Consider the following 24,082-nt stretch of genomic DNA (forward strand, 5'->3'; position numbering starts at 1 on the left):
CGAGGGACCCTCAGCCCTTCGGGCGGTTGAGCAGCCCGGCCGCGATGGTGTGCACCGCGTCCAGCGCGGCGGCGTCGGGCAGCGGGGCCCGGCCGGCGGTGACCGTGTACCACTCGTCCGCGTCCTTGTACTGCACCCGGAGCGTGACCTGCCCGCCGCTCAGCTCGGTACGCAGGGTCAACTCGCCGGTGACGACGCCGACCTCGTCGGTCATCACCCCGCCCGGACCGGCGACGATGTCCGTGGTCCGGCTCTCGCCGCCGCCCTTGCCCGGGGACTCGCCCGCCGCCGCGGCGCTCATCCGCAGGCCGCCAGCATCTCCTCGAGCGCGGACTTCTCCGCCTCGGTCACCGAGAGGCGCCAGTAGTGCTTCACGGTGACCCAGTCCTCGGCGTACTTGCACCAGTAGTCCCGGTTCGGCGGCTTCCACTGGGACGGGTCCTGGTCGCCCTTGGACCGGTTCGAGGAGGCGGAGACGGCCAGCAACTGCGGGCGAGTGAGATCGTTGGCGAAGTCGCCCCGCTTGGAGTCGTCCCAGCGGTCCGCGCCCGAACGCCAGGCGTTGGCCAGCGGCACCATGTGATCGATATCCACATCGGATGGATCGGTGAAGGTGCCCTTGTCGTACGCGCTGGTCCAGCGCCCGCCGACCACGTTGCAGCCGGAGAGCTTGATGCCGGTGCCGTCGCGTTGCAGGACCGAGTCCCGTACGTCGCAGTTCTTGCCGGTCTCGCGCCAGTGCGGGAAGCGGTCCCGGCTGTAGCCCTTCATCGAGGCCGCCTTCGCCACCGTCAGCTGGCCGAGCTGGGTCGTCGCGCTGCCGCCGTCACCGGCGGGGCCGGACGCGTCGGGGTCCGGCTCCGCGGTCACGGTGCAGCCGGCGGCCCCGGCGAGGGCCAGCGCCGCGAGCAGCGCGGCGGCGATGCCGAGCCGGCCTCGTGATCTGATACGGGAGTTGAGCACGTTCCCAGCTTCGGGGTTGATGGCGCGTACGCCCAGTATCTACGGATGGTTTCGGCGTTTCGTGGTATCCGTCATATCACGGGAGGCAGATTGGACGCCATGAGTCAGCCAGCCAACCCTCTGCGTCTGGGTACCGGCGCCGGTCGCGGGACCCTGCTCGCCGCGATCCTCGGCAGCGGGATGGTCTTCCTCGACAGCACGGTCGTCAACGTCGCGCTGCCGCACATCGGACGCGAGCTGAAGGCCAACACCGCCGGCCTACAGTGGACGCTCAACGGCTACCTGCTGATGCTCGCGGCGTTCGTGCTGCTCGGCGGCGCGCTCGGGGACCGGTTCGGCCGGCGGCGGGTCTTCGTACTCGGGGTGGTCTGGTTCACCGCCGCGTCGGTGCTCTGCGGCGTGGCGCAGAACATCGAGTGGCTGATCGGCGCCCGCTTCCTCCAGGGGCTCGGCGGGGCCCTGCTGACCCCCGGCTCGCTGGCGCTGCTGCAGTCGAGCTTCCACCCCGACGACCGGAGCCGGGCGATCGGTACCTGGTCCGGACTCGCCGGGGTCTCCACCGCGATCGGCCCGTTCGTCGGCGGGTACCTGATCGACGCGCTCTCCTGGCGGTTCATCTTCCTGCTCAACCTGCCGCTGGCGGTGCTGGTGGTGCTCGCCGCCTACCGCTGGGCGCCGGAGAGCCGGGCCGCACGCGCCTCCGAGGATCGGGCCGCGCAGGCGCCGGAGGGCCGGGCCGCGCAGCCGCCGGAGGGCGGGGCCGAGGCGCCGGCCGGTACGGGCGGGCGGCTCTCCCGGAATCCCCAGTTCGACCTCGCGGGGGCGCTGCTCGGCGCATTCGCCCTGGCCGGAATCACGTTCGCGCTGATCGAGGTGCGACAGCTCGGCGCGACCGACTACCCGGTGATCATCGCGATCGTGGTCGGGGTGGTCTGCGCCGTCGCGTTCGTGCTGGTCGAGCGGCGGCGGGGGGAGAACGCGATGCTGCCCCCGACGCTCTTCGGCAACCGGCTCTTCAGCGTGCTGAACCTCTACACCGTCCTGGTCTACGCGGCCCTGGGCGGGCTCACCTTCTTCCTCGCGGTGCAGTTGCAGGTCGTCGCCGGGTACTCGGCCCTGCTGACCGGGGTCGCCAACCTGCCGCTGACGATCCTGCTGCTGCTCGGCTCGTCCCGGTCCGGGGCGCTGGCCAGCAAGATCGGTCCGCGGTTGCAGCTCACGGTCGGCCCGATCTGCTCGGCCGTGGGATTCCTGCTGCTCCGCGGGATCGGCCCGCACGCGTCGTACTGGACCGAGGTGCTGCCCGGGGTGACGCTCTTCGGGATCGGCATGACCCTGGTGGTGGCGCCGCTGACGGCGTCCGTACTGGCCGCGGTGCGGGACCGGTTCGCCGGGGTGGCGAGCGGGGTCAACAACGCCGCCTCCCGGGCCGGTGGCCTGCTCGCCGTGGCCGCGCTGCCGCTGCTGGTCGGCCTCACCGGTGCCGGGTACAACGTTCCGGCGCAGCTCGGGGCGGCGTTCCGGTCGGCGATGATCTGGTGCGCCGGGCTGATGCTGGCGGGCGCGGCGCTGGCGGCGGTGCTGGTGCACCGGCCGCGCCGGGAACCACCGCCGTCGCGGCCGTGCCCGTCGCTGCCGCCACCGGCGTACCCGCCGGAGCCCGAGCAGCAGCACAGCGGCAGCCGGTAGCGCGTCACGCGCACGGCCGGGGCGCCGCCCCCGCCACCGGCTCGCGGGAACCACCGCGCCGGGTCAGTCGAGGACGGCGAGATCGAGTTGTCGGAGCCGCGCCGGGTCGGCGATCACGTCGTACCCGGCGATCCTGCTGCCCTCGACGGTGAAGGTGAGCGCGAATAGCAGCCGACCACGGGGGGCCACGACGACGCCGACCGCGCCGTCGACGAGCGCGAGTTCGGCGAACCGCGACCTGCCGGCCAGGGCCACCGTCCCGTCCGCCACGGCCCGCGCGCCACGGACCTCGGCCGCCGCGCCGGGCGGCAGGGCCGCCGGGTCGGCGCGGCGGACCACGTCGGGCGCCAGCACCGCGAGGATCCCGTCGAGGTCACCGGCGCGCGCGGCGGCCAGGAAGGCGGAGACGACCCGCCGGTGGCTGGCGACCACGGCCGGCGGGACCGCCGGAACTCCCCGTACCTTGCGGCGCGCGCGGCTGGCGAGCTTCTTCGCGGCGACCGGCGTGCGCTCCACGATGGGCGCGATCTGCTCGAACGGCACGGCGTACAGGTCGTGCAGCACGAACGCGACCCGCTCGGCGGGCTGCAACGTGTCCAACACCACCAGGAGCGCGCGGCCGACCGAGTCGGCCAGCAACGCCTCGTCCGCCGGGTCGCCGCCCGCGCCGGCGTGGCGAACCTCGTCGAACGCCCGCTGGTCGGTCAGGTCTTCCCGCCGGGACCGGCGGGAGCGCAGCGCGTCGAGGCAGAGGCGGGTCACCACGGTCCGCAGCCAGCCGGCGAGGTTGTCCACATCGTCGGCGTCGACCCGGTCCAGGCGCAGCCAGGCCTCCTGTACGACGTCGTCGGCCTCGCTCAGCGAGCCGAGCATCCGGTAGGCGACGGCTCGCAACTGGCCGCGCTGCGCCTCGAAACGTTCCGCCAATCCGTCCCGCTCGTCCACCGGTCACCTTTCCTCGCCGTGCCGCGTCACCTGTCCTGACGGACGCAACCCAGCCAAGGTGACAGGAGATCCCCGTGACGTCGTTGCTGCATCTGGACGCGGGTGCCAACCGGTCCAGCGAGTCGGTCAGCAGGCAGTTGACCGCGTTGTTCGCGGACACCTGGCGGGCGAGGCACCCCGCCGGCCGGTACCGCTACCGGGACCTGGCCGCCGACCCGGTGCCGCCGCTGGAGACCGCCTACTGCACGTTGGGCCGGCGGGTGGAGCGACACGGTCCGACCCCGCCGGCCCGGGTGCACGAACTGATCAGCAGCCCGGCCGAGGGACGGCAGTGGGCACTGACCCAACCACTGATCACCGAACTGCTGGCGGCCGAGACCGTGCTGATCGGCGCCCCGATGTACAACTACTCGGTACCGGCGTCGCTCAAGGCGTGGATCGACCGGGTGAGCTTCCCCGAGGCGTTCACCGACCCGGAAACCGGGGGCAGCCTGCTGCGCGGTACCCGGGTGGTGGTCGTCGCCGCGCGGGGTGGCGCCTACGGCCCGGGCACCCCGAGAGAGTCCTGGGACTTCCAGACCCCCTACCTGCGCGCCTACTTCGCCGACCGGGGAGTGGCCGAGGAGCACATGCGTTTCGTCAGCGCCGAGCTGACCCTGGCCGGCCTGGTCCCGCACCTGGCCCAGCTCCGGCCGATGGCCGCCGATTCGCTGGCCACGGCGCGGGCGGAGGTGATCGCGTTGGCGAGCGCCCCGGCGCAGGCGGTGAGCCCGGCGAGTTCGTGACACCGGGGGGCGTGACCCCCGGCGGCCGGCAGGCCCCGCCCGGACCGGGCGGGGCCACCGGAGGTGCGGGCCGCCGGCTACCGGCGGGCGCGGTTGACCGCGCTGGTCACCGCCTTGATCGAGGCGGTGACGATGTTCGCGTCCAGCCCGACGCCCCAGACCGTACGGTCGTCGACCTCGCACTCCACGTACGCGGCAGCCTGCGCGTCGCCACCCGAGGACATCGCGTGCTCGTGGTAGTCCAGCACCCGTACGTGCACGCCGACCTGGGCCAGCGCGTTCACGTACGCGTCGATCGGGCCGTTGCCCACGGCGGCGAGCGTACGGATCTCGCCGGCGAAGCGGACGTGCGTGTCGATCTCGACCTTGCCGTCCACCGTGCCGGTGCTGTAGCCGACCATGGTCAGCGCCCGGTTCGCCTGGTGCTCGACCAGGTACTGGCTCGCGAAGATCTCCCACATTCGGGCCGGCTCGACCTCGCCGCCGGAGTGGTCGGTGACCTCCTGGACGACCCCGGAGAACTCGATCTGGAGCCGGCGCGGCAGGTCCAGGCTGTGCTCGGTCTTCATGACGTACGCCACGCCGCCCTTGCCGGACTGCGAGTTGACCCGGATCACCGCCTCGTACGTGCGGCCGAGGTCCTTCGGGTCGATCGGCAGGTACGGGACCTCCCAGGGCTGCTGGTCGATCGGTACGCCGGCGGCGCGGGCGGCCGCGTCGAGCGCCGCGAAGCCCTTGTTGATGGCGTCCTGGTGCGAGCCGGAGAACGCCGTGTAGACCAGGTCGCCCGCGTACGGGTGCCGCTCGTGCACCGGCAGTTGGTTGCAGTACTCGACGGCGCGCTTGATCTCGTCGATGTTCGAGAAGTCGATCTGCGGGTCGATGCCCTGGGAGAAGAGGTTCAGCCCCAGGGTGACCAGGTCGACGTTGCCGGTCCGCTCGCCGTTGCCGAAGAGGCAGCCCTCGATCCGGTCGGCGCCGGCCAGCACGCCCAGCTCGGCGGCGGCGACCGCGGTGCCGCGGTCGTTGTGCGGGTGCAGCGAGAGCACCACCGAGTCGCGGCGGGGCAGGTGCCGGTGCATCCACTCGATCGAGTCGGCGTAGACGTTCGGGCTGGCCATCTCCACGGTCGCCGGCAGGTTGATGATCAGCGGGCGGTCCGGCGTCGGGTCGATCACGTCGATCACCGCGCTGCAGATCTCCAGCGCGTACTCCAGCTCGGTGCCGGTGTACGACTCCGGCGAGTACTCGTAGTAGATCTCGGCGTCCGGCGTGTGGATCTCGGCGTACTTCTGGCAGAGCCGGGCGCCCTGGGTGGCGATGTCGGTGATGCCGGCGCGGTCCAGGCCGAAGACCACCCGGCGCTGGAGCGTGGAGGTCGAGTTGTAGAAGTGCACGATCGCCCGCTTGGCGCCGCGCAGCGACTCGAAGGTCCGGTCGATCAGGTGTTCCCGGCACTGGACCAGCACCTGGATGGTGACGTCCTCCGGGATCAGGTCCTGCTCGATCAGCTGCCGGACGAAGTCGTAGTCGGTCTGGCTCGCCGCCGGGAAACCGACCTCGATCTCCTTGTAGCCCATCTGCACCAGCAGCTGGAACATCCGGCGCTTGCGCTCCGGCGACATCGGGTCGATCAGGGCCTGGTTGCCGTCGCGCAGGTCCACCGCGCACCAGCGCGGGGCGGCCTCGACGCGGCGGGTCGGCCAGCTGCGGTCGGGCAGGTCGACCGGGAACTGCCGGTGGTACGCCTGGTAGCGCTGGTACGGCATGCGGCTGGGGCGCTGCCGGGCGATCGGGTCGGCGCCGGCGGTGGTCGTGGTGGTGGTGTCGGCGGTCCGGGTGGCGGGCGCGCCTTCGGCGATGGTGGTGGCTGGTTCAGCCATGACGGATTGCTCCCGAGGTCATGTGGCGTCAGCGGGCCCGAGAATGGCGGCTGACGTGGGCTCTTCTGGTGGGTCGGGCGGCTGGTGGTCGGGCGGCGCCGCTGTCGACCGACGATGGGTCACGACCGGCTGCTCGACCGATGGATGAGGTGGCTGCTCCGGACGGCGCGCGTCAACTCCGCGACGAGGTGCCGGCCTGATGGGCCTCGCCGCGGCGACGAAGGAGAAGCGCCTGCCACATGACTCCTGTGACCCTAGGTGATGTTCGCCGAGCCTGCCAAAGTATCGTCCAAGTTTTGGGATGTCCGCTGGTCAGCGCAGCATCAGTTCGGCCAGCGGGCGGCGGCTGCGCAGCGCGGTCTCCCGGCGCCGCAGGTCCTCCGGCAGCGAGCGCGGGTCGCCGAGCCGCCCGATCGCGACCACGATGTGCGGCTGCACCTCGGCCGGCAGCTCCAGTTCGTCGCGCAGCCCCGCGGCGTCGAACCCGGCCATCTGGTGCACGTGCAGCCGCAGCGCGGTGGCCTGGATGGTGAGATGCGCCACGGCCTGTCCGAGGTCGTACGCGGCCCGGGTCGCCGGGTCGGTCACGGTGTGCGCGGCCACCAGCAGCGCGGACGCCCGCCCGGCCCAGCGCCGGTTCTGGCTGGAGAGATTCGCGAAGATCCGCTTGTACGTCTCGTCGCCCCGGCGGCCCACCAGGAAGCGCCAGGGCTGGGTGTTGCCGATCGACGGCGCCCAGCGGGCGGCCTCCAGCAGCGAGGTCAGCTGGTCGCGGGTCAGCTCCACACCGGGGTCGAACGCCAGCGGGCTCCATCGGTCCGCGAGCAACGGGGATAACTCGGCCATGCCGCCGAGTGTGCCGTACCGGACATGGTGTGCGACCACCGGGGTCACTTCTCGTGTTCGAACGCACCCGCAACGTGAGTAGATCGTCGGCTTCCCGGGCCCGTCCGCCTCGGCCTGTTTCCCGCCCGTCCCGGCCCGGTTCCGTGCGGTCCTGGTTGCGGGCCCCGCGTCAGTTGCCGGTGCTGGTTGAGGGGGAGAGCCCGGCCGTCGGCGTCGGCGGGGCCGTCATGCCCAGCGCCTCACCGCCGGTCACCGGCCCGGGCAGCGTGATCGTGGGCGGCGCCGCGGCGGGCGTACCGACCAGCAGCAGCGTGCCCAGCGCGAGCCGCGCCGCGGTGAGCGTGCCGTCCTGGTCGTAGCAGTAGATCCCGACGTCCAGCGGGGCGCTCAGCGACGCCGAGGTGGAGTCGACCGAGAAGCAGGTCCCCCGGGCGCCGGGCAGGGTGCGGGCGGGCGAGACGGAGAGCGGCGCCTGCCGGTCGGTCAGCACCCCGAGCCAGTCGGTGAAGAGGTGCTGCACCCGCGGATCGACCCGGCTCGCGGGCTGCTGGTCCGGCGCGGCCACCCGTACGCAGGTGGGTGGCTCGGGGCGCTGGGTGGAGGTCAGCGCGCACTGGAAGACGCCGTCGTGGGTCTGTGCCATGGCGACGTCGGCGGTGCCGCCGAGCGCGCCGCCCGGGATGTCGACGCGCCAGGTGCCGTCGGCGGCGGCGGTGAGGGTGACGGTGCGCTCGGCCCGGCCCTCCGTCGTGAGCCGGTAGCTCGCCACCAGGTGCCGGTCCTCGGCGGCGGCCGCGAGGGCGGCCAGCCGGTCCCGCGCCGCGTCCACCTGTTCCCCGCCCGTCGGCGGCGGGCTGTCGGACGGCGTCGGGTCCGGCGGGGAGCCGGAGTCACAGGAGGTGACCAGCAGCGGTACGGCGAGTGCCAGCGCGCCGAGCAGGCCGTGGCGGGCGGCGGAGAGGAGGGCGGCACCGGGTCGCACCGTGCCATTGTGGTCGTGACCGGCTCCACCGCTCGGTCAGCGCGGTACCGCCCGGCGTGTCGCGGCCGGGCCGGATGATGGGATCGCCTGCCCGTGCCCCGGTGGGCGGCGGATACCCTGAATGCGTCTCACGCGGCGCCGCCGGCTTCGTTCCGGCGGCGTCGGCACGCTGGCAGGTGGCGGAGGGAGTGGCCGGTCGTGGCGCTGGTGGTGCAGAAGTACGGGGGCTCCTCGGTCGCCGACGCGGAGCGGATCAAGCGGGTGGCCGAGCGGATCGTGGCGGCCCGCAAGTCCGGCGACGACGTCGTCGTCGTCGTCTCCGCGATGGGCGACACCACCGACGAGCTGCTCGACCTGGCCCACCAGGTGAGCCCGCTGCCCGCCGGCCGGGAGCTGGACATGCTGCTCACCGCGGGCGAGCGGATCTCGATGGCGCTGCTGGCCATGGCGATCCACAACCTCGGTTACGAGGCCCGCTCGTACACCGGTTCCCAGGCCGGAGTGCTCACCACCTCGGTGCACGGGCGGGCGCGGATCATCGACGTCACCCCGGGCCGGCTGCAGGGCGCGCTGGACGAGGGCGCGGTCGCCATCGTCGCCGGCTTCCAGGGCGTCTCCCAGGACACGAAGGACGTCACCACGCTCGGGCGGGGCGGTTCCGACACCACGGCGGTCGCGCTGGCCGCGGCGCTGGGCGCCGACGTCTGCGAGATCTACACGGACGTGGACGGGGTCTTCACCGCCGACCCGCGGATCGTGCCGAACGCGCGCCACATCAAGCAGATCACGTACGAGGAGATGCTCGAACTGGCCGCCTGCGGCGCGAAGGTGCTGCACTTGCGCAGCGTGGAATACGCCCGGCGAGCCGGTTTGCCGATCCACGTCCGCTCGTCATACTCGACCAACACCGGCACCATGGTCACCGGATCGATGGAGGAACTCTCCGTGGAGCAAGCACTGATCACCGGGGTCGCGCACGACCGGAGCGAGGCGAAGATCACCATCGTCGGCGTACCGGACGAGCCCGGCGCGGCGGCGCGGATCTTCGAGACGGTCGCCGGCGCCGAGATCAACATCGACATGATCGTGCAGAACGTCTCGACCGGCGTCACCGGCCCCGAGCGCGCCGGACGTACCGACATCTCGTTCACGCTGCCCAAGGCCGACGGCTCGACCGCGATGGCGGCGCTGAGCAAGATCCAGGAGGGGATCGGCTTCGACGGCCTCCTCTTCGACGACCACGTCGGCAAGGTCTCCCTCATCGGCGCCGGGATGCGTTCCCACCCCGGCGTGGCGGCCAACTTCTTCGCGGCCCTCGGCGCGGCCGGGGTGAACATCGAGATGATCTCGACCTCCGAGATCCGCGTCTCCGTCGTCTGCCGCGACACCGACCTGGACAAGGCCGTCCGGGCCGTGCACGAAGCCTTCGACCTCGGCGGTGCCGAAGAGGCCGTCGTGTACGCCGGAACCGGGAGGTAGCCCGCCATGACCGCGCTGCCCACCCTTGCCGTCGTCGGAGCGACCGGTGCCGTGGGCACCGTAATGTGCGAGCTGCTCTCGGGGCGGAAGAACGTCTGGGGCGAGATCCGGATGGTCGCCTCCGCGCGGTCGGTGGGCAAGCAGGTCCGCTGCCGGGGCGAGGAGCTGACCGTCCAGGCGCTGACGCCCGAGGTCTTCGACGGCGTCGACGTGGCGATGTTCGACGTGCCCGACGAGGTCTCCGCCGAGTGGGCGCCGATCGCCGTCGAGCGGGGCGCGGTGGTGGTGGACAACTCCGGCGCGTTCCGCATGGACCGCGACGTGCCGCTGGTCGTACCCGAGATCAACCCGGAGCAGGTCCGGAACCGGCCCAAGGGCATCATCGCGAACGCGAACTGCACCACCCTCGCGATGATCGTCGCGGTCGCGCCGCTGCACCGCGAGTTCGGGCTCCGCGAGCTGGTGCTCTCGTCGTACCAGGCCGTCTCCGGGGCCGGTCAGGTCGGCGTCGACACGCTGCACGACCAGCTCGCGAAGATCGCCGGGGATCGGGTGCTCGGCTCCCGGCCCGGCAACGTACGGCAGGCCATCGGCGACGAACTCGGGCCGTTCCCGGCCCCGCTCGCGCTCAACGTGGTCCCCTGGGCCGGCTCGCTCCAGGACGCCGGCTGGTCGTCCGAAGAGCTGAAGATGCGCAACGAGTCGCGCAAGATCCTCGGGCTGCCCGACCTCAAGGTCTCGGCCACCTGCGTCCGGGTACCGGTGGTCACCGGCCACTCGGTGGCCGTGCACGCGGTCTTCGGCAGCGAGGTGGACGCCGAGAGCGCCCGCGAGGCGCTGCGCAACGCGCCCGGGGTGATCCTGGTGGACGACCCCGCCGCCGGCGAGTTCCCGATGCCGATCGACGCTGTCGGGACCGACCCGTCCTGGGTCGGCCGGATCCGCCGCGCCATCGACGACCCGCGGGCGCTCGACCTCTTCGTCACCGGCGACAACCTGCGCAAGGGCGCCGCGCTCAACACCGCCCAGATCGCCGAACTGCTCGCCGCCGAGTTGCAACGGAGCGTCTGAGGAGCCGAGCAGCGCGGTGGTGCTCCGCGTCCGAGCACACGCGGGCGAAGCCCGTCGTGCGCGCAGGGCGCCTCAGCGAGTGCGCGTAGCGGCGCCGGTGGTGTCTGCCCTGACGCGTCGCGGCGAACGACCACCCACCCCCACCGCCGCGGAAGGGAAGACGCCACCTCTCAGGCGCCGCGAAGCGCGCGAGCGCAACAGCACAGCGAGTGCGCGTAGCGGCGCCGGCATCGTCCTGCAGCCGAGGAGCGCGCCGCGAAGCGGTCGCGCCCCGCAGGCGAAGGACGATCGCCCCTCAGGCGCCGCGAAGCGCGCGAGCGAGACAGCTCAGTGGACGGCGAGGCGGACGCCGTCGCGGCCTTCGCGTTTGACCTCGTAGAGCGCGGAGTCGGCGCGGCGCAGGGTCAGCTCGGGGGCCTCGCCGGCGTGCTGCAACGCCACCCCCACGCTGATCGTCCGTCCGGTCCGGCGCGCCGCCTCCGCCAGGCGCTCGGCGATGCCGACCGCCTCCTCGGGCCGGGAGACCTCCACGACCGCGACGAACTCGTCCCCGCCGATCCGGTACAGCTCGTCGCCCTGGCGCAGCGCCGACTCCAGCGCCCGGGCCAGACCGACCAGGATCTGGTCACCCGCCTGGTGGCCGTACGTGTCGTTGACGGTCTTGAACCCGTCCACGTCGATCGCGAGCAGGGCGGTACGCCCCGGCGTGGCGGCGGCGATGCGGGCCCCGAAGGTGCCGTGGTGCCCCAGCCCCGTCAGCGGATCGGAGATGGCCTGCTCCCGCAGCTGCGCCAGGGTGCGCAGCCGGTCCAGGCAGGTCCACGCCTGCGCGGCGAGCAGCTCCAGCAGGCTCACCGTGGTCGGGTCGGGGCGCAGTACCCGTTCGTCGGCCACGAGCAGCAGCCCACCGCCGTCGAGCGGGCCGACCGGTACCGCGATCAGGGTGCCGACGCCGGCCGCCACGAGCGGCCGGTAGTCGAGCGTCGGCGGCTGGCCGGCCTCGCCGAGCGTGTACGAGGCGCCGTGCCGGTGCGCCAGTGCCATCAGCCGCTCCAGCGCCGGCTGGCGGGGGTCGGAGAGCGCGGCGCGGATGCGGGACTCCAGCGCCCCCGGTACGACCGCAGGCGCGCCCTCGGACCGCCCCTGCGGCCGGGAGAGGACCAGCAGCGCGGCGGCGAGCCCGGAGACGTCCCGGGCCGCGTCGATGGCGGCCGACTTGAGCTGCCACTCGGTGCCCGCGCTGGTGAGCGCGGCGGCGTGCCGGAGCAGCTTCTCGCTGCGGGTCTCGGCCGGCGGGCCGCCGAGCCGCTCGATCCGGTGGCCGAGCCGCTCGGCGATCTCCTCCGCGGTCTCCCGCCACGGGCCGAGGTCGAGCGGGCCCGTCCATTCCAGGTCGAGTACGCCGATCGGGCGCTCGGCGCGGTCCAACACCGGCGTACAGATCTCCGTCGTGACGTCGGGCCGCAGCGGCAGGTAGTCCGGGTCGCTGTTGACCGGCGCGATCGTCTCGGTCTTGCCGGAGCTGTAGACGCGCCCGGCTATGCCGGAGCCGGCCGGCACGGTGGCGAAGACCTGCCAGGATCCGGTGGCGGCCACGCACCGCAGCCGGTCGTGCGTCCAGAGCAGTACCGATATCCGCGCGGGCGCGTGCCGGCCGAGCGCCGCCACCGTCGCCTGGCACGCCTCGGGAACGGTCGTCGCCTCGGCGAGGCGAGCCGTGACATCACCGATGATTCGTTCGTGTTCGAGGCGCACGTCGCGTTCCGGTGGGGGGCGAGGGGGGCCGCCCGGCGCGGGCCGGGATGGCGTGCGATCAAGCCTACTCAGCGTGTCGAGAACTCGCCGTCCGCCGAATCACCAGAACTGTTCTGAACAGGGATTATGTCGAAATTCGGCGCGGCGTGCAGGATTACATAGTGACACCGCTCACGCTCGGTGGGTGAAGTCGGTCGCATTCTGGGGCGGGGCCTGGCCCGGCCCGCGCCTCACTGGTGACCGGTGAGGCGGTCCTGGTCCCGTACCGCGCCCTGGGCCGCGTGCCGCGCGGCGGCCTGCCGATCCGCTTCCGCCGCCGAGGTCCGCCCGGCCGCGCTGTCGTCGGCCGAGGTGGTCCGCTTCCGGTCGCGCCAGGCCACGTACCCGAAAAGCACGACCGTGAGCGCCGCGCCGATACCGAAGACCGCCCACACCGCTTCCATGCCCCCGAAAATAGAACCGCGCCGCAAGACGGCGCCGCCCCCGTGGCGGGTTAGCGGCGAACGGCGCGGGTAAGCGGGCGCGGACCCGCAAGTAGCCGAGCCACCGGGACAGATGATGAGAGCGAGTTTCCGGCTGGGAACCATCGCTGGGGTACCGGTCGGCGTCAACTGGAGCGTCGTCGTCATCTTCGCGCTGATCGCCGGAGCGTTGGCCGCCGGACGCTTCCCGAACGCCTATCCGGGCAATCCCGGATGGGCGTACGCGCTCTCGGGCATCGGCGCCGCCCTGGTCTTCTTCCTCGGGCTGCTCGTGCACGAGGTCTCCCACGCCGTGGTGGCCAGACGCAACGGACTGTCGGTACGGGCGATCACGCTGTGGGTCTTCGGCGGGGTGGCCGAGATTCGTGGCCGTGCGCCCGGTCCCGGGGCGGAGGCCCGGATCACCGGGGTCGGCCCGCTGGTGAGCCTGCTCCTCGGCGGTGTGTTCGCGGCGGTCGCGGCGGGAATCGCCGCCGCCGGACATCGGGGCCTCGGCTTCGGAGTGGTGGCCTGGCTCGCCGCGATCAACGTGGCGCTCGCCGTGTTCAACGTGATACCGGCCGCGCCACTCGACGGTGGCCGGCTCCTGCGTGCGGTGCTGTGGAAATGGCGGGGCGACCGTACCTGGGCGACCATCGCCGCGGCGCGTGCCGGCCGGTTCTTCGGGGCGGCGCTGATCGTGCTCGGTGTCCTGTGGACGCTGTTCCTGCGGGGCGTCGGGTTCGGCGGCCTGTGGCTGGTGCTGATCGGCTGGTTCCTGCTCAGCGCCGCTCGCGCCGAACAGCGGCAGGCCGAACTGGAGGCCGTGCTCGGCAGGGTGCGGGTGGGGGAGGTCATGTCACCGCAGCCGCAGACGGTACCGGCGGGGATGACCGTCGCCGAGTTCGCCGACCGTTATCTCGCCGACCGGCCACACACCGCGTTTCCGCTGACCGAGCACGGCCGCCCCGCCGGGCTGGTGACGCTGGACCGGGTCCGGCGGGTACCGCTCGAACAGCGGGCGTCCACGGCGGTACGTGCGGTGGCCTGCCCGCCGGGAGAACTCGCCTTCGCCAGTCCGGACGAGCCGGTGACCGAGCTGCTACCACGGTTGAGCGAGTGTGCGGAGAACCGGGCACTCGTGGTCACCGACGGGCAACTCGTCGGAATCGTCTCGCCCAGCGACATCGACCGGGCCGCCCAGGGGGCGGTGGGCCGGTAGCGACCCGTCCGTAGGGGATCCGGCCGTGGAGCACGGGCGCGGATCCCCTCGGACGGAGGTGCTATTTGTTCGGTGCCTGGACGATGCTCGGCATTTCGTCCGTCCACTCGGACGCCAGGATCCTGTGGGTGCCCTGGTACGTCACCTCGCTGAGCAGCATCGACGTGGCCGGGTCCAGCACCAGCGTGATCTCGTCCGAGCCGGCGGGGCGCTTGCCGCCCGGGAACTTGTCGGCCGGCGGCGGCGGAACGGCCACCCGCAGGCCCTGGCCGCCGTCCATCTCGCCGAGACTCGTGACGTTCGGCATCGAGGCCAGCACCCGCAACGCCGCGGCCCGGACAGCGGGCGGACTGGGTACCTGCCAGATCAGGTCGCCGAGCGCGTCCGTGACCGCCGTGTCGAGGCCGTCGGCCGGGATCTTCGGAGCTTTTCCAGCCCCGTGGGGATGGGCGAGGGAGTCGGTGATCCAGGTCCGGAGCGCGGCGGGATCGGTGGGAAGCCGCTCAAGCTCGGCGTAGGCCAGTTGGGAGAAGCCCACCTGGAAACCGTTGCCCTGCGACGCCTCGATGACGCCGCCGGCGTCCCGAGCCAGCAGGTAGAGCGTCCCGTCCCGCGTGGTCCAGGTCTCCTGCACGTTCTCGGTGCCCGGCGCCGCCGGGTCGGTGAAGGACTCCTTGACGTGCCAGTACTTTGCGGTACCCGCCGGCCGGGACTCCGCGACGGTGGCCGCCGCGAGCAGGATCTGCTGCCCGGAGCGCCGGCCGGCCTGCTCGTCGAGGTTCGCGTGGCCGGGCGTCCCGCCGGCCGGCTGCCCGGGCCGCGTCGTGCCCGGGGCGACCGCGAAGACGACCGCGGCGGCCAGCGCCGCCGTGGCGGCGGTGCCGCCGGTCAGCCAGGCGTACCGTACGCCGCGCCGACGGGGTAGCGGGTGGGCCGCCGCCGAAGTGCCGTCGGCGGCGATCTGCCGCATCAGGGCGGCCCGGGCGGCGGTGTGGGCGGCCGGCGACGGCGGATCGGTCCGCTCCCACGCGGCGCGCAGTTCGGTGAGTTCGTTCATGGTCGGTGGTCCTCTCCGGTGGTCGTGGTCGTCGGCGATGTCCGGTCCAGCGCGGCGCGGATCTTCTTGCGGGCCCGGTGCAGCCGGGAGCGGGCCGTCCCGGCCGGTATCCCGAGCGCCCGGCCCGCCTCCTCGGAGGTCAGGCCGGCCCAGGCGACCAGCAGCAGCACGTCCCGGTCCCGTTTGGAGATCCCGGCCAGCGCCGCCGCGAGCGGCGCACGGCGGGCCTGGGCGTCGAGCCGGACCGCGACCTCCTCGGCATGGCCGTCGCTGACCTCGTCGGCCCCCGCCCGGGCCATCGCCCGGTACCGTCGCTGCTCCGCCCGGTGGTGCTGCGAGATCAGGTTCGAGGCGATCCCGTACAACCAGGGGCCGGCGTCCGGGTGGGTCAGGTCGTACCGCTCCCGCCGCGCGAACGCGACGAGGAACGTCTCCGCCGCCACGTCGTCGGCCAGGCCCGGGCCGAGCCTCCGCGCCACGTACCCGTGGATCCGCGGGTAGTGGCGGTCGAACACGGTCGCGAAGTCCTCGGGCTCGCGCAGCGACCGCGCGATGAGCGCGGCATCGCCGTCCTGGACGGGTAACGCGCGTGTCCCCGCGGTCATATCTGGATCATTCGCATCATCGTCTGCCTCTCCCGGTCTCGAAGACCACTCCGGCTCGGTGGCCGCTCACCCCCTTCTTGGCCGATCGGCCGACCACTGTTCACGGCGCTCCACGCGGCCCTTTTCGGCTGGTAGGCGGCCGGCGGCCCGGACGCACGTAGCTGAGACCTGTGGGTAAACGGCTTGCCGTGCCTGCGAGCATGGCTGGGCCGGCCGGTGACCGCTTCGGCTGGCGGCTCCCGAGGAGGCGATGTGATGTCCGGCGTACCCGCCGATCCGACCGTGCTGCACCCGATGCCCGACCAGCCGCGGGTGGTGCTGCTCAAGCCGTTGGTCACCTCGCCGCTGATCGAGGTGGGGGAGTTCTCGTACTACGACGACCCGGACGATCCGACGGCCTTCGAGACCCGCAACGTGCTGTACCACTACGGGCCGGAGAAGCTGATCATCGGGAAGTTCTGCGCGCTCGGCGAGGGCGTGCGGTTCGTCATGAACGGCGCCAACCACCGCATGGACGGGCCGTCGACCTTCCCCTTCCCGATCATGGGCGGTTCCTGGGCCGAGCACTTCGACCTCATCACCGGCCTGCCCGGACGCGGCGACACGGTGGTCGGCCACGACGTCTGGTTCGGCTACCGGGCGATGGTGATGCCCGGCGTACGGATCGGCAACGGCGCCATCGTCGCCTCCGGCTCGGTCGTCGTGGACGACGTACCCGACTACGGCATCGTCGGCGGCAACCCGGCCCGACTGATCCGGCGCCGCTACCGCGAGTCCGAGATCGACCGCCTGCTCGCGCTGGCCTGGTGGGACTGGCCGCTCGACCACATCACCACGCACGTACGGACGATCATGTCCGGCAGCGTCGACGACCTGGCGGCCGCCGCGCCCGAGGCCCGACAGTCCCGCGAGGAACAGGTACGGCAATGATCATCAACGTGGACCGTGGCAGCGTTGCCGCCGGCGACGACGCCCTGCCCCATGCCCAGACGATCGAGCTGTCGCCCGAGACCGCCCTGGCCGACGTCGTCGCCCACCTCCGGGATCGGCACTTCCTCGCCGTCATCGCCGGCGGGAAAGCCACCTGGATCCTCGTGGCCGACCGCCCGTTGGCGGTCGTGGCGCAGCAGTGGGAACAGCCGCGCTTCCTCGTCGACCCGTCGCGGCCGATCGGCTCGTTCGCCGTCGAGGGACGCGTGGCGCTCATGTTCCGGTACTGGAAGCAGCACGATCCCGACCACGTCTTCGAGGAACTCGCCGCGGGGGGGTGTCCCTATGGGTTTGGTCAAGCTGCGACGGGTCGGGGTTGGTAGGTGGTCTTGGTGCGGAGCATGGCGTGTAGGACGTCGACGCGGCGTCGGGCGAGGCAGATGAGGGCGGCGTTGTGTTTCTTGCCTTCGGCTCTCTTGCGGTCGTAGTAGGCGCGGCTGGCGGGGTCGGACAGGGCGGCGAACGCGGCGAGGAAGAACGCGCGTTTGAGGTGTTTGTTGCCGCCCTTGGGTGGGTGTTCGCCTCGGATGCTGCTGCCGGAGCGTCGGGTGACTGGGGCGAGTCCGGCGTAGGCGGCCAGGTGCCCGGGGCTGGCGAAGGCGGATCCGTCGCCGACTTCGAGCAGGATCCGGGCTCCGGTCCTGACCCCGATGCCGGGCATCGAGGTCAGGACCCCGGCAAGAGGGTGCGCATCAAGCATCCCTTCGACCTCGCCGGCGACCTGGTCGCGTTGGCGCAGCACGTCGCGCAGAGTGTCGGCCAGCCGGGGCAGGATCGTCTCCGCAGCCTGGCTGCCGGGAACGGTGACGGTCTGCTCGTCCAGAGCGGCCAGCACCGCGTCAACGAGACGTTCGCCCATGCGTGGGGCGCGGGACGTGGCGATCGAGGTGAGTTTGCGGCGGCCGGCTTTGCGCAGCCCGGCTGGTCCGCCGCAACGCGACAGCAGCTCCAGCACCGCCGGGTGGGCGATCTTCGGGCCAAGGACGCGTTCCAGGGCGGGGTGGATCTGGGTCAGCAGGCCCCGGATGCGGTTGGAGACGCGGGTGGCTTCTGCGGCGAGGTCGTCGTCGTAGCCGACGAGCATTTCCAACTCGGCCAGGGTGTCATCGCCGGCGTCGACCCTGCGCAGGGTGTGCGGCAGGGTGCGGGCGGCGTCGGCGATCACGAACGCGTCTCGGGCGTCGGTCTTGGCGGTGCCGGGGTGCAGGTCGGCGATGCGGCGCATCGCCAGACCGGGCAGGTAGGCGACCTGATGCCCGCAAGCACGAGCCACGGCAACGGGCAGTGCGCCGATCGAGGCGGGCTGGTCCACCACCACCAGCAGCGTGCCGTGGCGGGCGAGTTTGTCGAACAGGGCCCGCAGCCGGGCTTCGCTGTTGGGCAGCGGACCGTCGTGCAACCGCTTCCCGTCCGGGGCCAAACCGACCGCGTGGTGATCACCCTTACCGACGTCCAAGCCCAGGTAGACCTGGTAGTCGCCGTGCACCTGCCGCCTCCGTACCTCGCTGGTGGGCTCGGCCGTGGTCTCGGCGTCGGACTCCCGGCAGCTACGTTACGAGGAGACCTACCCAGGATGCGGGTGGCCCGGTCCCTATCAGCGGTCCGCCGACGCCACCCGGCCCGGCGACAACACCCCCCGGATCATGCGTACGACAGGGGCAGTCAGTCATACCGGGCCGGGCGACCGAGCAGTCCCCGGCGGGGACGATCAAAAAGGTAACGGGGGAACCGCCGCGCTGAGCGGCCCGCACCGGCGATCCGAGGTCATGGCCTCTCCCGGCGACGCTAGCGGGGCGGCAGTACGCAGAATTCGTTGCCGTCGGGATCGGCCAGCTCCACGCAGCCGGGCTCGCCCCGACCGGTGTCGATGCGCGTCGCGCCGAGGGAGATCAACCGGTCGACCTCCGCCTGCTGGTCGCCGTCGGCGGCCGGGGCGAGGTCGAGACGTACCCGGTCCCTGCCGATCCTCGGCATCAGCGGTGGGCCACCCCACGTGATCTTCGGGCCGCCCCGCGGCGACTGGATCGCGGTCTCCTGGTCCTGGTCCCAGACCAGCGGCCACCCCAGCGCCGCGCTCCAGAAGTATCCGACCGCCTGCGAGCCGTCGCAGGAGAGCGCCCCGATGAACCCGCAGTCGGCCAGGAACTTGTTCCCCGGCTCGATGACGCAGAACTCGTTGCCCTCGGGGTCGGCGAGCACCACGTGGTCGTCGTCCGGGCGCTGGCCCACGTCGGTGTGCCGGCCGCCGAGTTCCAGGGCCCTGGCCACCGTCCGCTGCTGGTCCTCCAGCGAGGTGCTGGTCAGATCGAAGTGGGCGCGGTTCTGGGCGGTCTTCGGCTCGTCGGTCGGTACGAAGCGGATCCGGAAGCCGGTGTCGTCATCGGGGAGGAGGGTGACATCGTCGGCCGGTTCCCGGCCCAGGAGACCGGACCAGAACCGCGCGAGCCGCTGCGGTTCGTTCGCCGCGAAGCTGACCGCGAAGAGGTGAGAAGCCATCCCCATGTTCTACGGCTGACCTGGCGCCATCCGCACCGAATTTTCCGGCGGCGGCGGCCGGAGCACCTCGGAGCGCCCCGGAGCCCGCCTCGGTCGGGAGATCGCGCTGCTGCCGGGAAAGAGGGGTGTCGTGCGGCGGGTGAGGGAACTACATCCCCGGAATTGCGCGATCAGTCGTCGCGCTCGAATCGCGGTCGACCCGTCGTCGGAACGCCGCCGGCCCGTCAGACGGCAACGCCCCCGTGCCATCCGGCCGGGGGCGCGCTGTGGTCGGGGATTCAGTGGGTCTTGACGGCTTCGACGAATGCCTTCCAGCTGTCGGGGGCGAAGGTCAGCGTGCCGCCGTCGCGGTCCTTGCTGTCCCGGACAAGCACCCGGCCCGGCAGGTTGTCGGCCACCTCGACACAGTCACCGCCCTGCCCGTTGCTGCGGGAGGACTTACGCCAGCGCGGCGCGGTGATCAGCTCCATGACTCCGCCACTTCCATGATTAGTTCGAGGGATGGGCGTGCGGGTAGAGCGTACTCGCGGTCAACCTCGACGTCGCGCGACCGCGCGTCGCCCCGCGCCGGCCCGCGCGGGCGCCGCTGCCCGACCGGGCGTAGCGGGAGCACTCGCCGGTCGCCCGGTGAGGATCAGCCGTCCGGATCGGTGCGGTGGCGGCGGAGGCGGTGGGACAGGTCGGTGTGATGGTGCGCGCCGGGGTGGCTGTCCGGGTCGGTGTGCACGGTGGCGCTGGTCAGGCGCGGTACGGCGTGGGTGAGCTGGTGTTCGGCGTCGGCGGCGATGGTGTGGGCGGCGGTCAGGCTCAGTTCGGCGCCGAGCACGATGTCGGCCTCGGCGTGCAGCCGGTGGCCGATCCAGCGCAGCCGGACGGCGGAGACGTCGCGTACCCCGGGGATGGCGCGGAGGGTGTTCTCGGCCTGGTCGACCAGGGCGGGGTCGACGGCGTCCATCAGCCGGCGGTACACCTCGCGGGCGGCGTCCTTCAGCACGAAGGCGATGGCCACGGTGATGGCGAGCCCGACCACCGGGTCCGCCCAGCGCCAGCCGAGCGCGGCGCCTCCGGCGGCGGCCACGACGGCCAGTGAGGTGAACCCGTCGGTCCGGGCGTGCAGCCCGTCGGCGACCAGCGCGGCCGAGCCGATCCGTCGACCGACCCGGATCCGGTAGCGGGCGACCAGCTCGTTACCGGCGAATCCGATGGCTCCCGCGGCGGCCACGTAGGGCAGGTGGGTGACCTCGATGGGGTTCAGCAGCCGGGTCAGCGCGGTCCAGCCGGCCGCGACCGAGGACGCGGCGATGACGGCGACGATGACGATGCCGGCCAGGTCCTCGGCCCGGCCGTAGCCGTAGGTGTAGGCGCGGGTGGCGGCGCGGCGGCCGATGAGGAAGGCGATCCCGAGCGGTACGGCGGTCAGCGCGTCGGCGACGTTGTGCAGGGTGTCGCCGAGCAGGGCCACCGAGCCGGAGAGCACGACGACGACCACCTGCGCGGCGGCGGTGGCGCCGAGCCCGAGCAGGGAGATCCACAGGGCCCGTATGCCGTCGCGGCTGGTCTCCATCGGCGCGTCGACCTTGTCCGCACTGTCGTGCGAGTGCGGGGTGAAGGCATGCGTCAGCCGCTGCCACCAGCGGCTGCCGTGCGAGTGATCGTGGTCGTGGTCGACTGTGCCGTGGTGCCGATGGCCGGCGTGGTCTCCTGGTTCGCCTTGGTGCTTACGTACCGAGGACATGCCTTTACCCCCGTGGGCGAGCGGCGCGGTGGCCGGCTGGACGGTCGGCGTAACCGCGGCCAGAATATGTGCTCATGTACGCACGTGACAATGCTGCAACTGCCGCTGGTGGGCAACAGTTACCCACGGGGGAGCAGGTGGAAGCGGCGGTGACGGCGTTGCGGATGTTGGCCGAGCCGACCCGGCTGCGGCTGCTGTGGCTGCTGCGCGACGGCGAGCACGACGTCGGGTCGTTGGCGGCGGCGGTGGGCGCGGCGCGTCCGGCGGTGTCGCAGCACCTGGGCAAGCTGCTACTGGCCGGTCTGGTCTCCGTGCGCCGCGACGGTCGGCGGGCGCTGTACCGAGCGCGCGGCGGGCACGTCCGGCGGCTGGTCGCCGAGGCGCTGTACGCCGCCGACCATCAGGTGACCGGGGCACCCGAGCACGATTGACAACTACCCGCCCCGGCGTGCCTCGGCGCGGTAGAAGACGAGCCGGCCGAACCAGGCCCGGCCGCGACCGTTCTCCGCGACCCCGGTCAGGCCGGCGTCGGCCAGCGCGGCCAGCACCTCGTCGGGCCGGCTGCCCATCGCCCGGGCATTGCGGTGAAGGTGGCCCGCTCCTCGCTCCGACGGCGTGCCGTCGACGTCCACCACGTGCAGTTCGCCGCCGGGACGCAGCACCCGACCGGCCTCCCGCAGCGCGCGCGTCCGCTCCTCCTCGCCGAGGTGGTGCAGCATGAACGCGGAGAGCACCCGGTCGACGCTGCCGTCGGGCAGCGGTAGTTCACCGGCGAACGCCCGCTCGTACCGGATCGACTGCCCGCTCCGGGCCGCCTTGCGGCGGGCGAGGCGCAGCGCGGCGGGGTCCGGGTCGATGCCCAGCGCGTCGACGCTCGGATGGCGACGCCCGAGCGCCCGCAGCAGGTTGCCGGTGCCGCAACCGATCTCCAGGATCCGCTGACCATTCCGGAGTCCCGCCCGGTCCAGCAGCTGTCCGTGCACGCGCCCGACGCCGGCGAGCCGGGTGAGCGGATCGTAGAGCGGCAGCAGCCAATCCCTGCCCATGGCGGGCAGGTAGGGATGCTCGCGATCGGTGTGTGGGTGTCCGGTCATGTCACGCTCCGATATCCGATGAAGTTCGGTCGTACCCTCAGCGTCATGCGGCGCGAAGCTACGGACAATGGCGGAACTGTGGACCAGATGCGACAAAGTTTGGTTCTCGCGTCCCGTACCGTCGGGGTGACCGGGCAGGGCATGCCGGTTATGGGCTTCGGCCACGTACCCGGAAACGCCCCGGTCTCGGTGGCCCGGCTCCCCCGGGGCATGCCCGTCGTCGCCTCCGCCGCCGGGGGCGCGCACACGCACGAGTTCCTGGTGCTCTGCTACGCGCACCTGGCCGACGGGACGGTGCTGATCGACGGCCGGACGTGGACGGTGACCGACGGGGATCTGTTCGTCATCGCACCGGGGCAGGTCGTCTCCCTCGGTGACCCGTTCGAGCGGGTCGTCACCGACGGCTGGGCGGTGGGGTTCCCGGCCGACGTGGTACGGCCCGGCACGCGCGGGGCCTACTCGTCGTGGCGGACGCACCCGCTGCTCTTGCCCTTCGCGCGCGGCACCGACCGGGCGCAGCGGCTGCGCATCCCACCGGCCGAACGGGCGGCCTGGGTCGAGCGCTTCGCCTCGCTCGACGCCGAGTTGCGGGCCCGGCGCGACGGTCACCAGGAGGCCGCCCTGGCCCACCTGACCCTGCTGCTCGTGGCCGCGGCCCGGCTGTCGACCGGCGTCGCCGACCAGCTGCGCTCCTCGGACGAGCCGCTGCTCGCGGCCGTCTTCGACGTCATCGAGCGGCGCTACCACGAGCCCATCTCGCTCGCCGACGTCGCCGCCGAGGTCGCGCTCACCGCCGGGCACCTCACCACCGTGGTACGCCGCAAGACCGGCCAGACCGTCCAGCAGTGGATCGCCCAGCGCCGGATGCAGCAGGCCCGCCTGCTGCTCGCCGAGACCGACCTGACCGTGTCGGCGATCAGCCGTCGGGTCGGCTATCCCGACGTCAGTTACTTCATCAAGCGCTTCCGCGCCGACCACGGGTCGACCCCGACGCGGTGGCGCGACGCCGCCCCTCCGGCCGCATAGGACGTCACCGGCCCGGCCGCCGCCGGGAGACGGATGCCGGATCGTCTCCCCGGGCTTCTCTCGACTCGATCCCGGAAACGGTTCAGGGCCGGCCTCCCTTGCAGGAGACCGGCCCTGAACTGCACTTTCTCGAGTCGGGGTGGCCGGATTCGAACCGACGACCTCTTCGTCCCGAACGAACGATCATGCCGATTTGACCTTGCAGCGCTCCACCGGACGCTGCGGTAACGGTCCCTCGGCGTCCGGGTACGTCCGTCAGCATCCGGGTCGATTGTCACTCAGTTCGTCACGCAGCCCGCCGCTTGAGCCACTGCCCGAGTGCAGCTTGCCCGGGTCGATGGCTGGTGGGATGGCTTGCGCAACCACCCACAGGCCGCGACCGGCCGACGATCTCTCGCCATCCCGGAGCCGAAGCGCTCCCGCCGGAACGCCTTGACCGCAACTTTGCGCGGTGCGCAGTTCGCCGACGGCGCGGTGTGGTCGACCACGCTGCGCGGCCCGTGCTGCGCGCCGCTGGGGCGGAGGGATTCGCCTGAGCTCACCGAACCGCTTCGAAGACGATCCAGACGGTCTGCATTACGACGCCCGCTCCGCCACCGAGCAGCCCCAGGATTGCCAGCACGCGGGAGAAACCCCAGGAGGTCGAGCGGATCCCGAGCAGGCCGAACACGACACCTGCAGCCCCAGGAAGTGCGCCAAGGTCGAGGTACGAGAACAACGGCATCCAGACCGTGCCTCCGGCCAGCGCCAACAGTGCCAGGACCAGACCACGGTAATCCCGGGCCATTCAAGGAATCGTGGCCCTTCGGCACCTGACATTCCATCTGTCATCCTGGATACTTGCCATATGACTCGGAAACGACGCCAACCAGCACGTAAGCCGACTTCCGGATCGACTCCATTGCCGGACGTTAGCCAATGGCAACCTCGAGCGGATGCGTCCGAGAGCCTCGCCCAGTCGTTTCGGCGAAGGTGTGCCTACGCAGACAAGCGCCTCC

Annotated in this window: 25 protein-coding genes; 9 read left to right on the forward strand and 16 right to left on the reverse strand. The window is 72.3% G+C overall.

The features are described from left to right. Positions 1 to 10: 10 nt before the first annotated feature. Positions 11 to 406 (reverse strand): hypothetical protein, encoded by a 396-nt coding sequence (locus AB0J86_RS28000; RefSeq protein WP_363860646.1) that lies wholly within the window; start codon positions 404 to 406, stop codon positions 11 to 13. Then, complete coding sequence (locus AB0J86_RS28005) at positions 298 to 870, reverse strand: HNH endonuclease family protein (protein ID WP_363860647.1); 573 nt, start codon at positions 868 to 870, stop codon at positions 298 to 300. The genes AB0J86_RS28000 and AB0J86_RS28005 overlap by 109 nt, the downstream gene beginning before the upstream one ends. A 192-nt stretch (positions 871 to 1,062) precedes the next feature. Between AB0J86_RS28005 and AB0J86_RS28010 the strand changes: the two genes are divergently transcribed. Beyond that, positions 1,063 to 2,652: an MFS transporter gene (locus AB0J86_RS28010; RefSeq protein ID WP_363860602.1), complete on the forward strand. Its 1,590-nt coding sequence runs from the start codon at positions 1,063 to 1,065 to the stop codon at positions 2,650 to 2,652. Positions 2,653 to 2,715: 63 nt separating this feature from the next. Here the strand turns inward: AB0J86_RS28010 and AB0J86_RS28015 are convergent, their stop codons facing one another. Continuing rightward, positions 2,716 to 3,597 (reverse strand): sigma-70 family RNA polymerase sigma factor, encoded by an 882-nt coding sequence (locus tag AB0J86_RS28015; RefSeq protein WP_363860603.1) that lies wholly within the window; start codon positions 3,595 to 3,597, stop codon positions 2,716 to 2,718. 74 nt (positions 3,598 to 3,671) lie between these two features. Between AB0J86_RS28015 and AB0J86_RS28020 the strand changes: the two genes are divergently transcribed. Continuing rightward, a complete protein-coding gene (locus tag AB0J86_RS28020; protein ID WP_363860604.1) occupies positions 3,672 to 4,382 on the forward strand; it encodes an NAD(P)H-dependent oxidoreductase in 711 nt (236 codons plus the stop codon). Between the two features lie 77 nt (positions 4,383 to 4,459). Here the strand turns inward: AB0J86_RS28020 and leuA are convergent, their stop codons facing one another. From leuA to AB0J86_RS28035, 3 genes are all read right to left on the reverse strand, one after another. Then, a complete protein-coding gene (gene leuA / locus AB0J86_RS28025; RefSeq protein WP_363860648.1) occupies positions 4,460 to 6,151 on the reverse strand; it encodes a 2-isopropylmalate synthase in 1,692 nt (563 codons plus the stop codon). A 426-nt stretch (positions 6,152 to 6,577) separates the two neighbouring features. Then, positions 6,578 to 7,111, reverse strand: coding sequence for a nitroreductase family protein (locus tag AB0J86_RS28030; protein ID WP_363860605.1), 534 nt, complete (start codon positions 7,109 to 7,111; stop codon positions 6,578 to 6,580). Positions 7,112 to 7,280: 169 nt separating this feature from the next. Next, on the reverse strand, positions 7,281 to 8,093 hold the full coding sequence (locus tag AB0J86_RS28035) for a hypothetical protein (protein ID WP_363860606.1): 813 nt from the start codon (positions 8,091 to 8,093) through the stop codon (positions 7,281 to 7,283). A 198-nt stretch (positions 8,094 to 8,291) separates the two neighbouring features. On the opposite strand from AB0J86_RS28035, the gene AB0J86_RS28040 reads away from it, so the two are divergent. Further along, a complete protein-coding gene (locus tag AB0J86_RS28040; RefSeq protein WP_363860607.1) occupies positions 8,292 to 9,572 on the forward strand; it encodes an aspartate kinase in 1,281 nt (426 codons plus the stop codon). Between the two features lie 6 nt (positions 9,573 to 9,578). After that, the gene (locus AB0J86_RS28045) at positions 9,579 to 10,643 is read left to right on the forward strand and encodes an aspartate-semialdehyde dehydrogenase (RefSeq protein ID WP_363860609.1); all 1,065 of its coding nucleotides are present in this window, start codon (positions 9,579 to 9,581) and stop codon (positions 10,641 to 10,643) included. Positions 10,644 to 10,970: 327 nt separating this feature from the next. Here AB0J86_RS28045 and AB0J86_RS28050 read toward each other — a convergent pair whose 3' ends face one another. Further along, a complete protein-coding gene (locus tag AB0J86_RS28050) occupies positions 10,971 to 12,398 on the reverse strand; it encodes a sensor domain-containing diguanylate cyclase (protein WP_363860610.1) in 1,428 nt (475 codons plus the stop codon). 230 nt (positions 12,399 to 12,628) lie between these two features. Then, a complete protein-coding gene (locus AB0J86_RS28055; protein ID WP_363860612.1) occupies positions 12,629 to 12,841 on the reverse strand; it encodes a hypothetical protein in 213 nt (70 codons plus the stop codon). A gap of 115 nt (positions 12,842 to 12,956) precedes the next feature. Between AB0J86_RS28055 and AB0J86_RS28060 the strand changes: the two genes are divergently transcribed. Then, entirely contained in the window at positions 12,957 to 14,081 is a 1,125-nt protein-coding gene (locus AB0J86_RS28060; protein WP_363860613.1) for a site-2 protease family protein, read from the forward strand. 61 nt (positions 14,082 to 14,142) lie between these two features. On the opposite strand, the gene AB0J86_RS28065 is transcribed toward AB0J86_RS28060, so the two are convergent. Together AB0J86_RS28065 and AB0J86_RS28070 are read right to left on the reverse strand one after the other, a co-directional pair. Next, positions 14,143 to 15,138, reverse strand: a complete 996-nt coding sequence (locus AB0J86_RS28065) for a CU044_5270 family protein (RefSeq protein WP_363860614.1) — start codon at positions 15,136 to 15,138, stop codon at positions 14,143 to 14,145. After that, positions 15,135 to 15,743, reverse strand: coding sequence for an RNA polymerase sigma factor (locus tag AB0J86_RS28070; protein WP_363860615.1), 609 nt, complete (start codon positions 15,741 to 15,743; stop codon positions 15,135 to 15,137). The genes AB0J86_RS28065 and AB0J86_RS28070 overlap by 4 nt, the downstream gene beginning before the upstream one ends. 255 nt (positions 15,744 to 15,998) lie before the next feature. Between AB0J86_RS28070 and AB0J86_RS28075 the strand changes: the two genes are divergently transcribed. Together AB0J86_RS28075 and AB0J86_RS28080 are read left to right on the forward strand one after the other, a co-directional pair. Further along, on the forward strand, positions 15,999 to 16,673 hold the full coding sequence (locus AB0J86_RS28075; RefSeq protein WP_363860616.1) for a CatB-related O-acetyltransferase: 675 nt from the start codon (positions 15,999 to 16,001) through the stop codon (positions 16,671 to 16,673). Continuing rightward, positions 16,670 to 17,056, forward strand: coding sequence for a hypothetical protein (locus AB0J86_RS28080; RefSeq protein WP_363860617.1), 387 nt, complete (start codon positions 16,670 to 16,672; stop codon positions 17,054 to 17,056). The genes AB0J86_RS28075 and AB0J86_RS28080 overlap by 4 nt, the downstream gene beginning before the upstream one ends. On the opposite strand, the gene AB0J86_RS28085 is transcribed toward AB0J86_RS28080, so the two are convergent. From AB0J86_RS28085 to AB0J86_RS28100, 4 genes are all read right to left on the reverse strand, one after another. Beyond that, positions 17,029 to 18,219: an IS110 family transposase gene (locus tag AB0J86_RS28085; protein ID WP_363860618.1), complete on the reverse strand. Its 1,191-nt coding sequence runs from the start codon at positions 18,217 to 18,219 to the stop codon at positions 17,029 to 17,031. The two genes, AB0J86_RS28080 and AB0J86_RS28085, sit on opposite strands and share 28 nt — an antisense overlap. Positions 18,220 to 18,518: 299 nt before the next feature. After that, a complete protein-coding gene (locus AB0J86_RS28090) occupies positions 18,519 to 19,229 on the reverse strand; it encodes a VOC family protein (protein WP_363860619.1) in 711 nt (236 codons plus the stop codon). Between the two features lie 278 nt (positions 19,230 to 19,507). Next, entirely contained in the window at positions 19,508 to 19,690 is a 183-nt protein-coding gene (locus AB0J86_RS28095) for a DUF397 domain-containing protein (RefSeq protein ID WP_363860649.1), read from the reverse strand. 173 nt (positions 19,691 to 19,863) lie between these two features. Beyond that, a complete protein-coding gene (locus tag AB0J86_RS28100; RefSeq protein ID WP_363860620.1) occupies positions 19,864 to 20,964 on the reverse strand; it encodes a cation diffusion facilitator family transporter in 1,101 nt (366 codons plus the stop codon). 149 nt (positions 20,965 to 21,113) lie between these two features. Between AB0J86_RS28100 and AB0J86_RS28105 the strand changes: the two genes are divergently transcribed. After that, entirely contained in the window at positions 21,114 to 21,395 is a 282-nt protein-coding gene (locus AB0J86_RS28105) for a metalloregulator ArsR/SmtB family transcription factor (RefSeq protein ID WP_363860621.1), read from the forward strand. 3 nt (positions 21,396 to 21,398) lie between these two features. Here the strand turns inward: AB0J86_RS28105 and AB0J86_RS28110 are convergent, their stop codons facing one another. After that, positions 21,399 to 22,058 carry a class I SAM-dependent methyltransferase gene (locus tag AB0J86_RS28110; protein WP_363860623.1) on the reverse strand — a complete coding sequence of 220 codons (660 nt, stop codon included), beginning with the start codon at positions 22,056 to 22,058 and terminating at the stop codon, positions 21,399 to 21,401. 141 nt (positions 22,059 to 22,199) lie between these two features. On the opposite strand from AB0J86_RS28110, the gene AB0J86_RS28115 reads away from it, so the two are divergent. Beyond that, positions 22,200 to 23,084, forward strand: a complete 885-nt coding sequence (locus AB0J86_RS28115; protein ID WP_363860650.1) for an AraC family transcriptional regulator — start codon at positions 22,200 to 22,202, stop codon at positions 23,082 to 23,084. Between the two features lie 538 nt (positions 23,085 to 23,622). On the opposite strand, the gene AB0J86_RS28120 is transcribed toward AB0J86_RS28115, so the two are convergent. Continuing rightward, complete coding sequence (locus AB0J86_RS28120) at positions 23,623 to 23,871, reverse strand: hypothetical protein (RefSeq protein ID WP_363860624.1); 249 nt, start codon at positions 23,869 to 23,871, stop codon at positions 23,623 to 23,625. Positions 23,872 to 24,082 lie beyond the last annotated feature (211 nt).

The organism is Micromonospora sp. NPDC049559, from assembly GCF_040676675.1.
Lineage (GTDB): Bacteria > Actinomycetota > Actinomycetes > Mycobacteriales > Micromonosporaceae > JBFAPK01.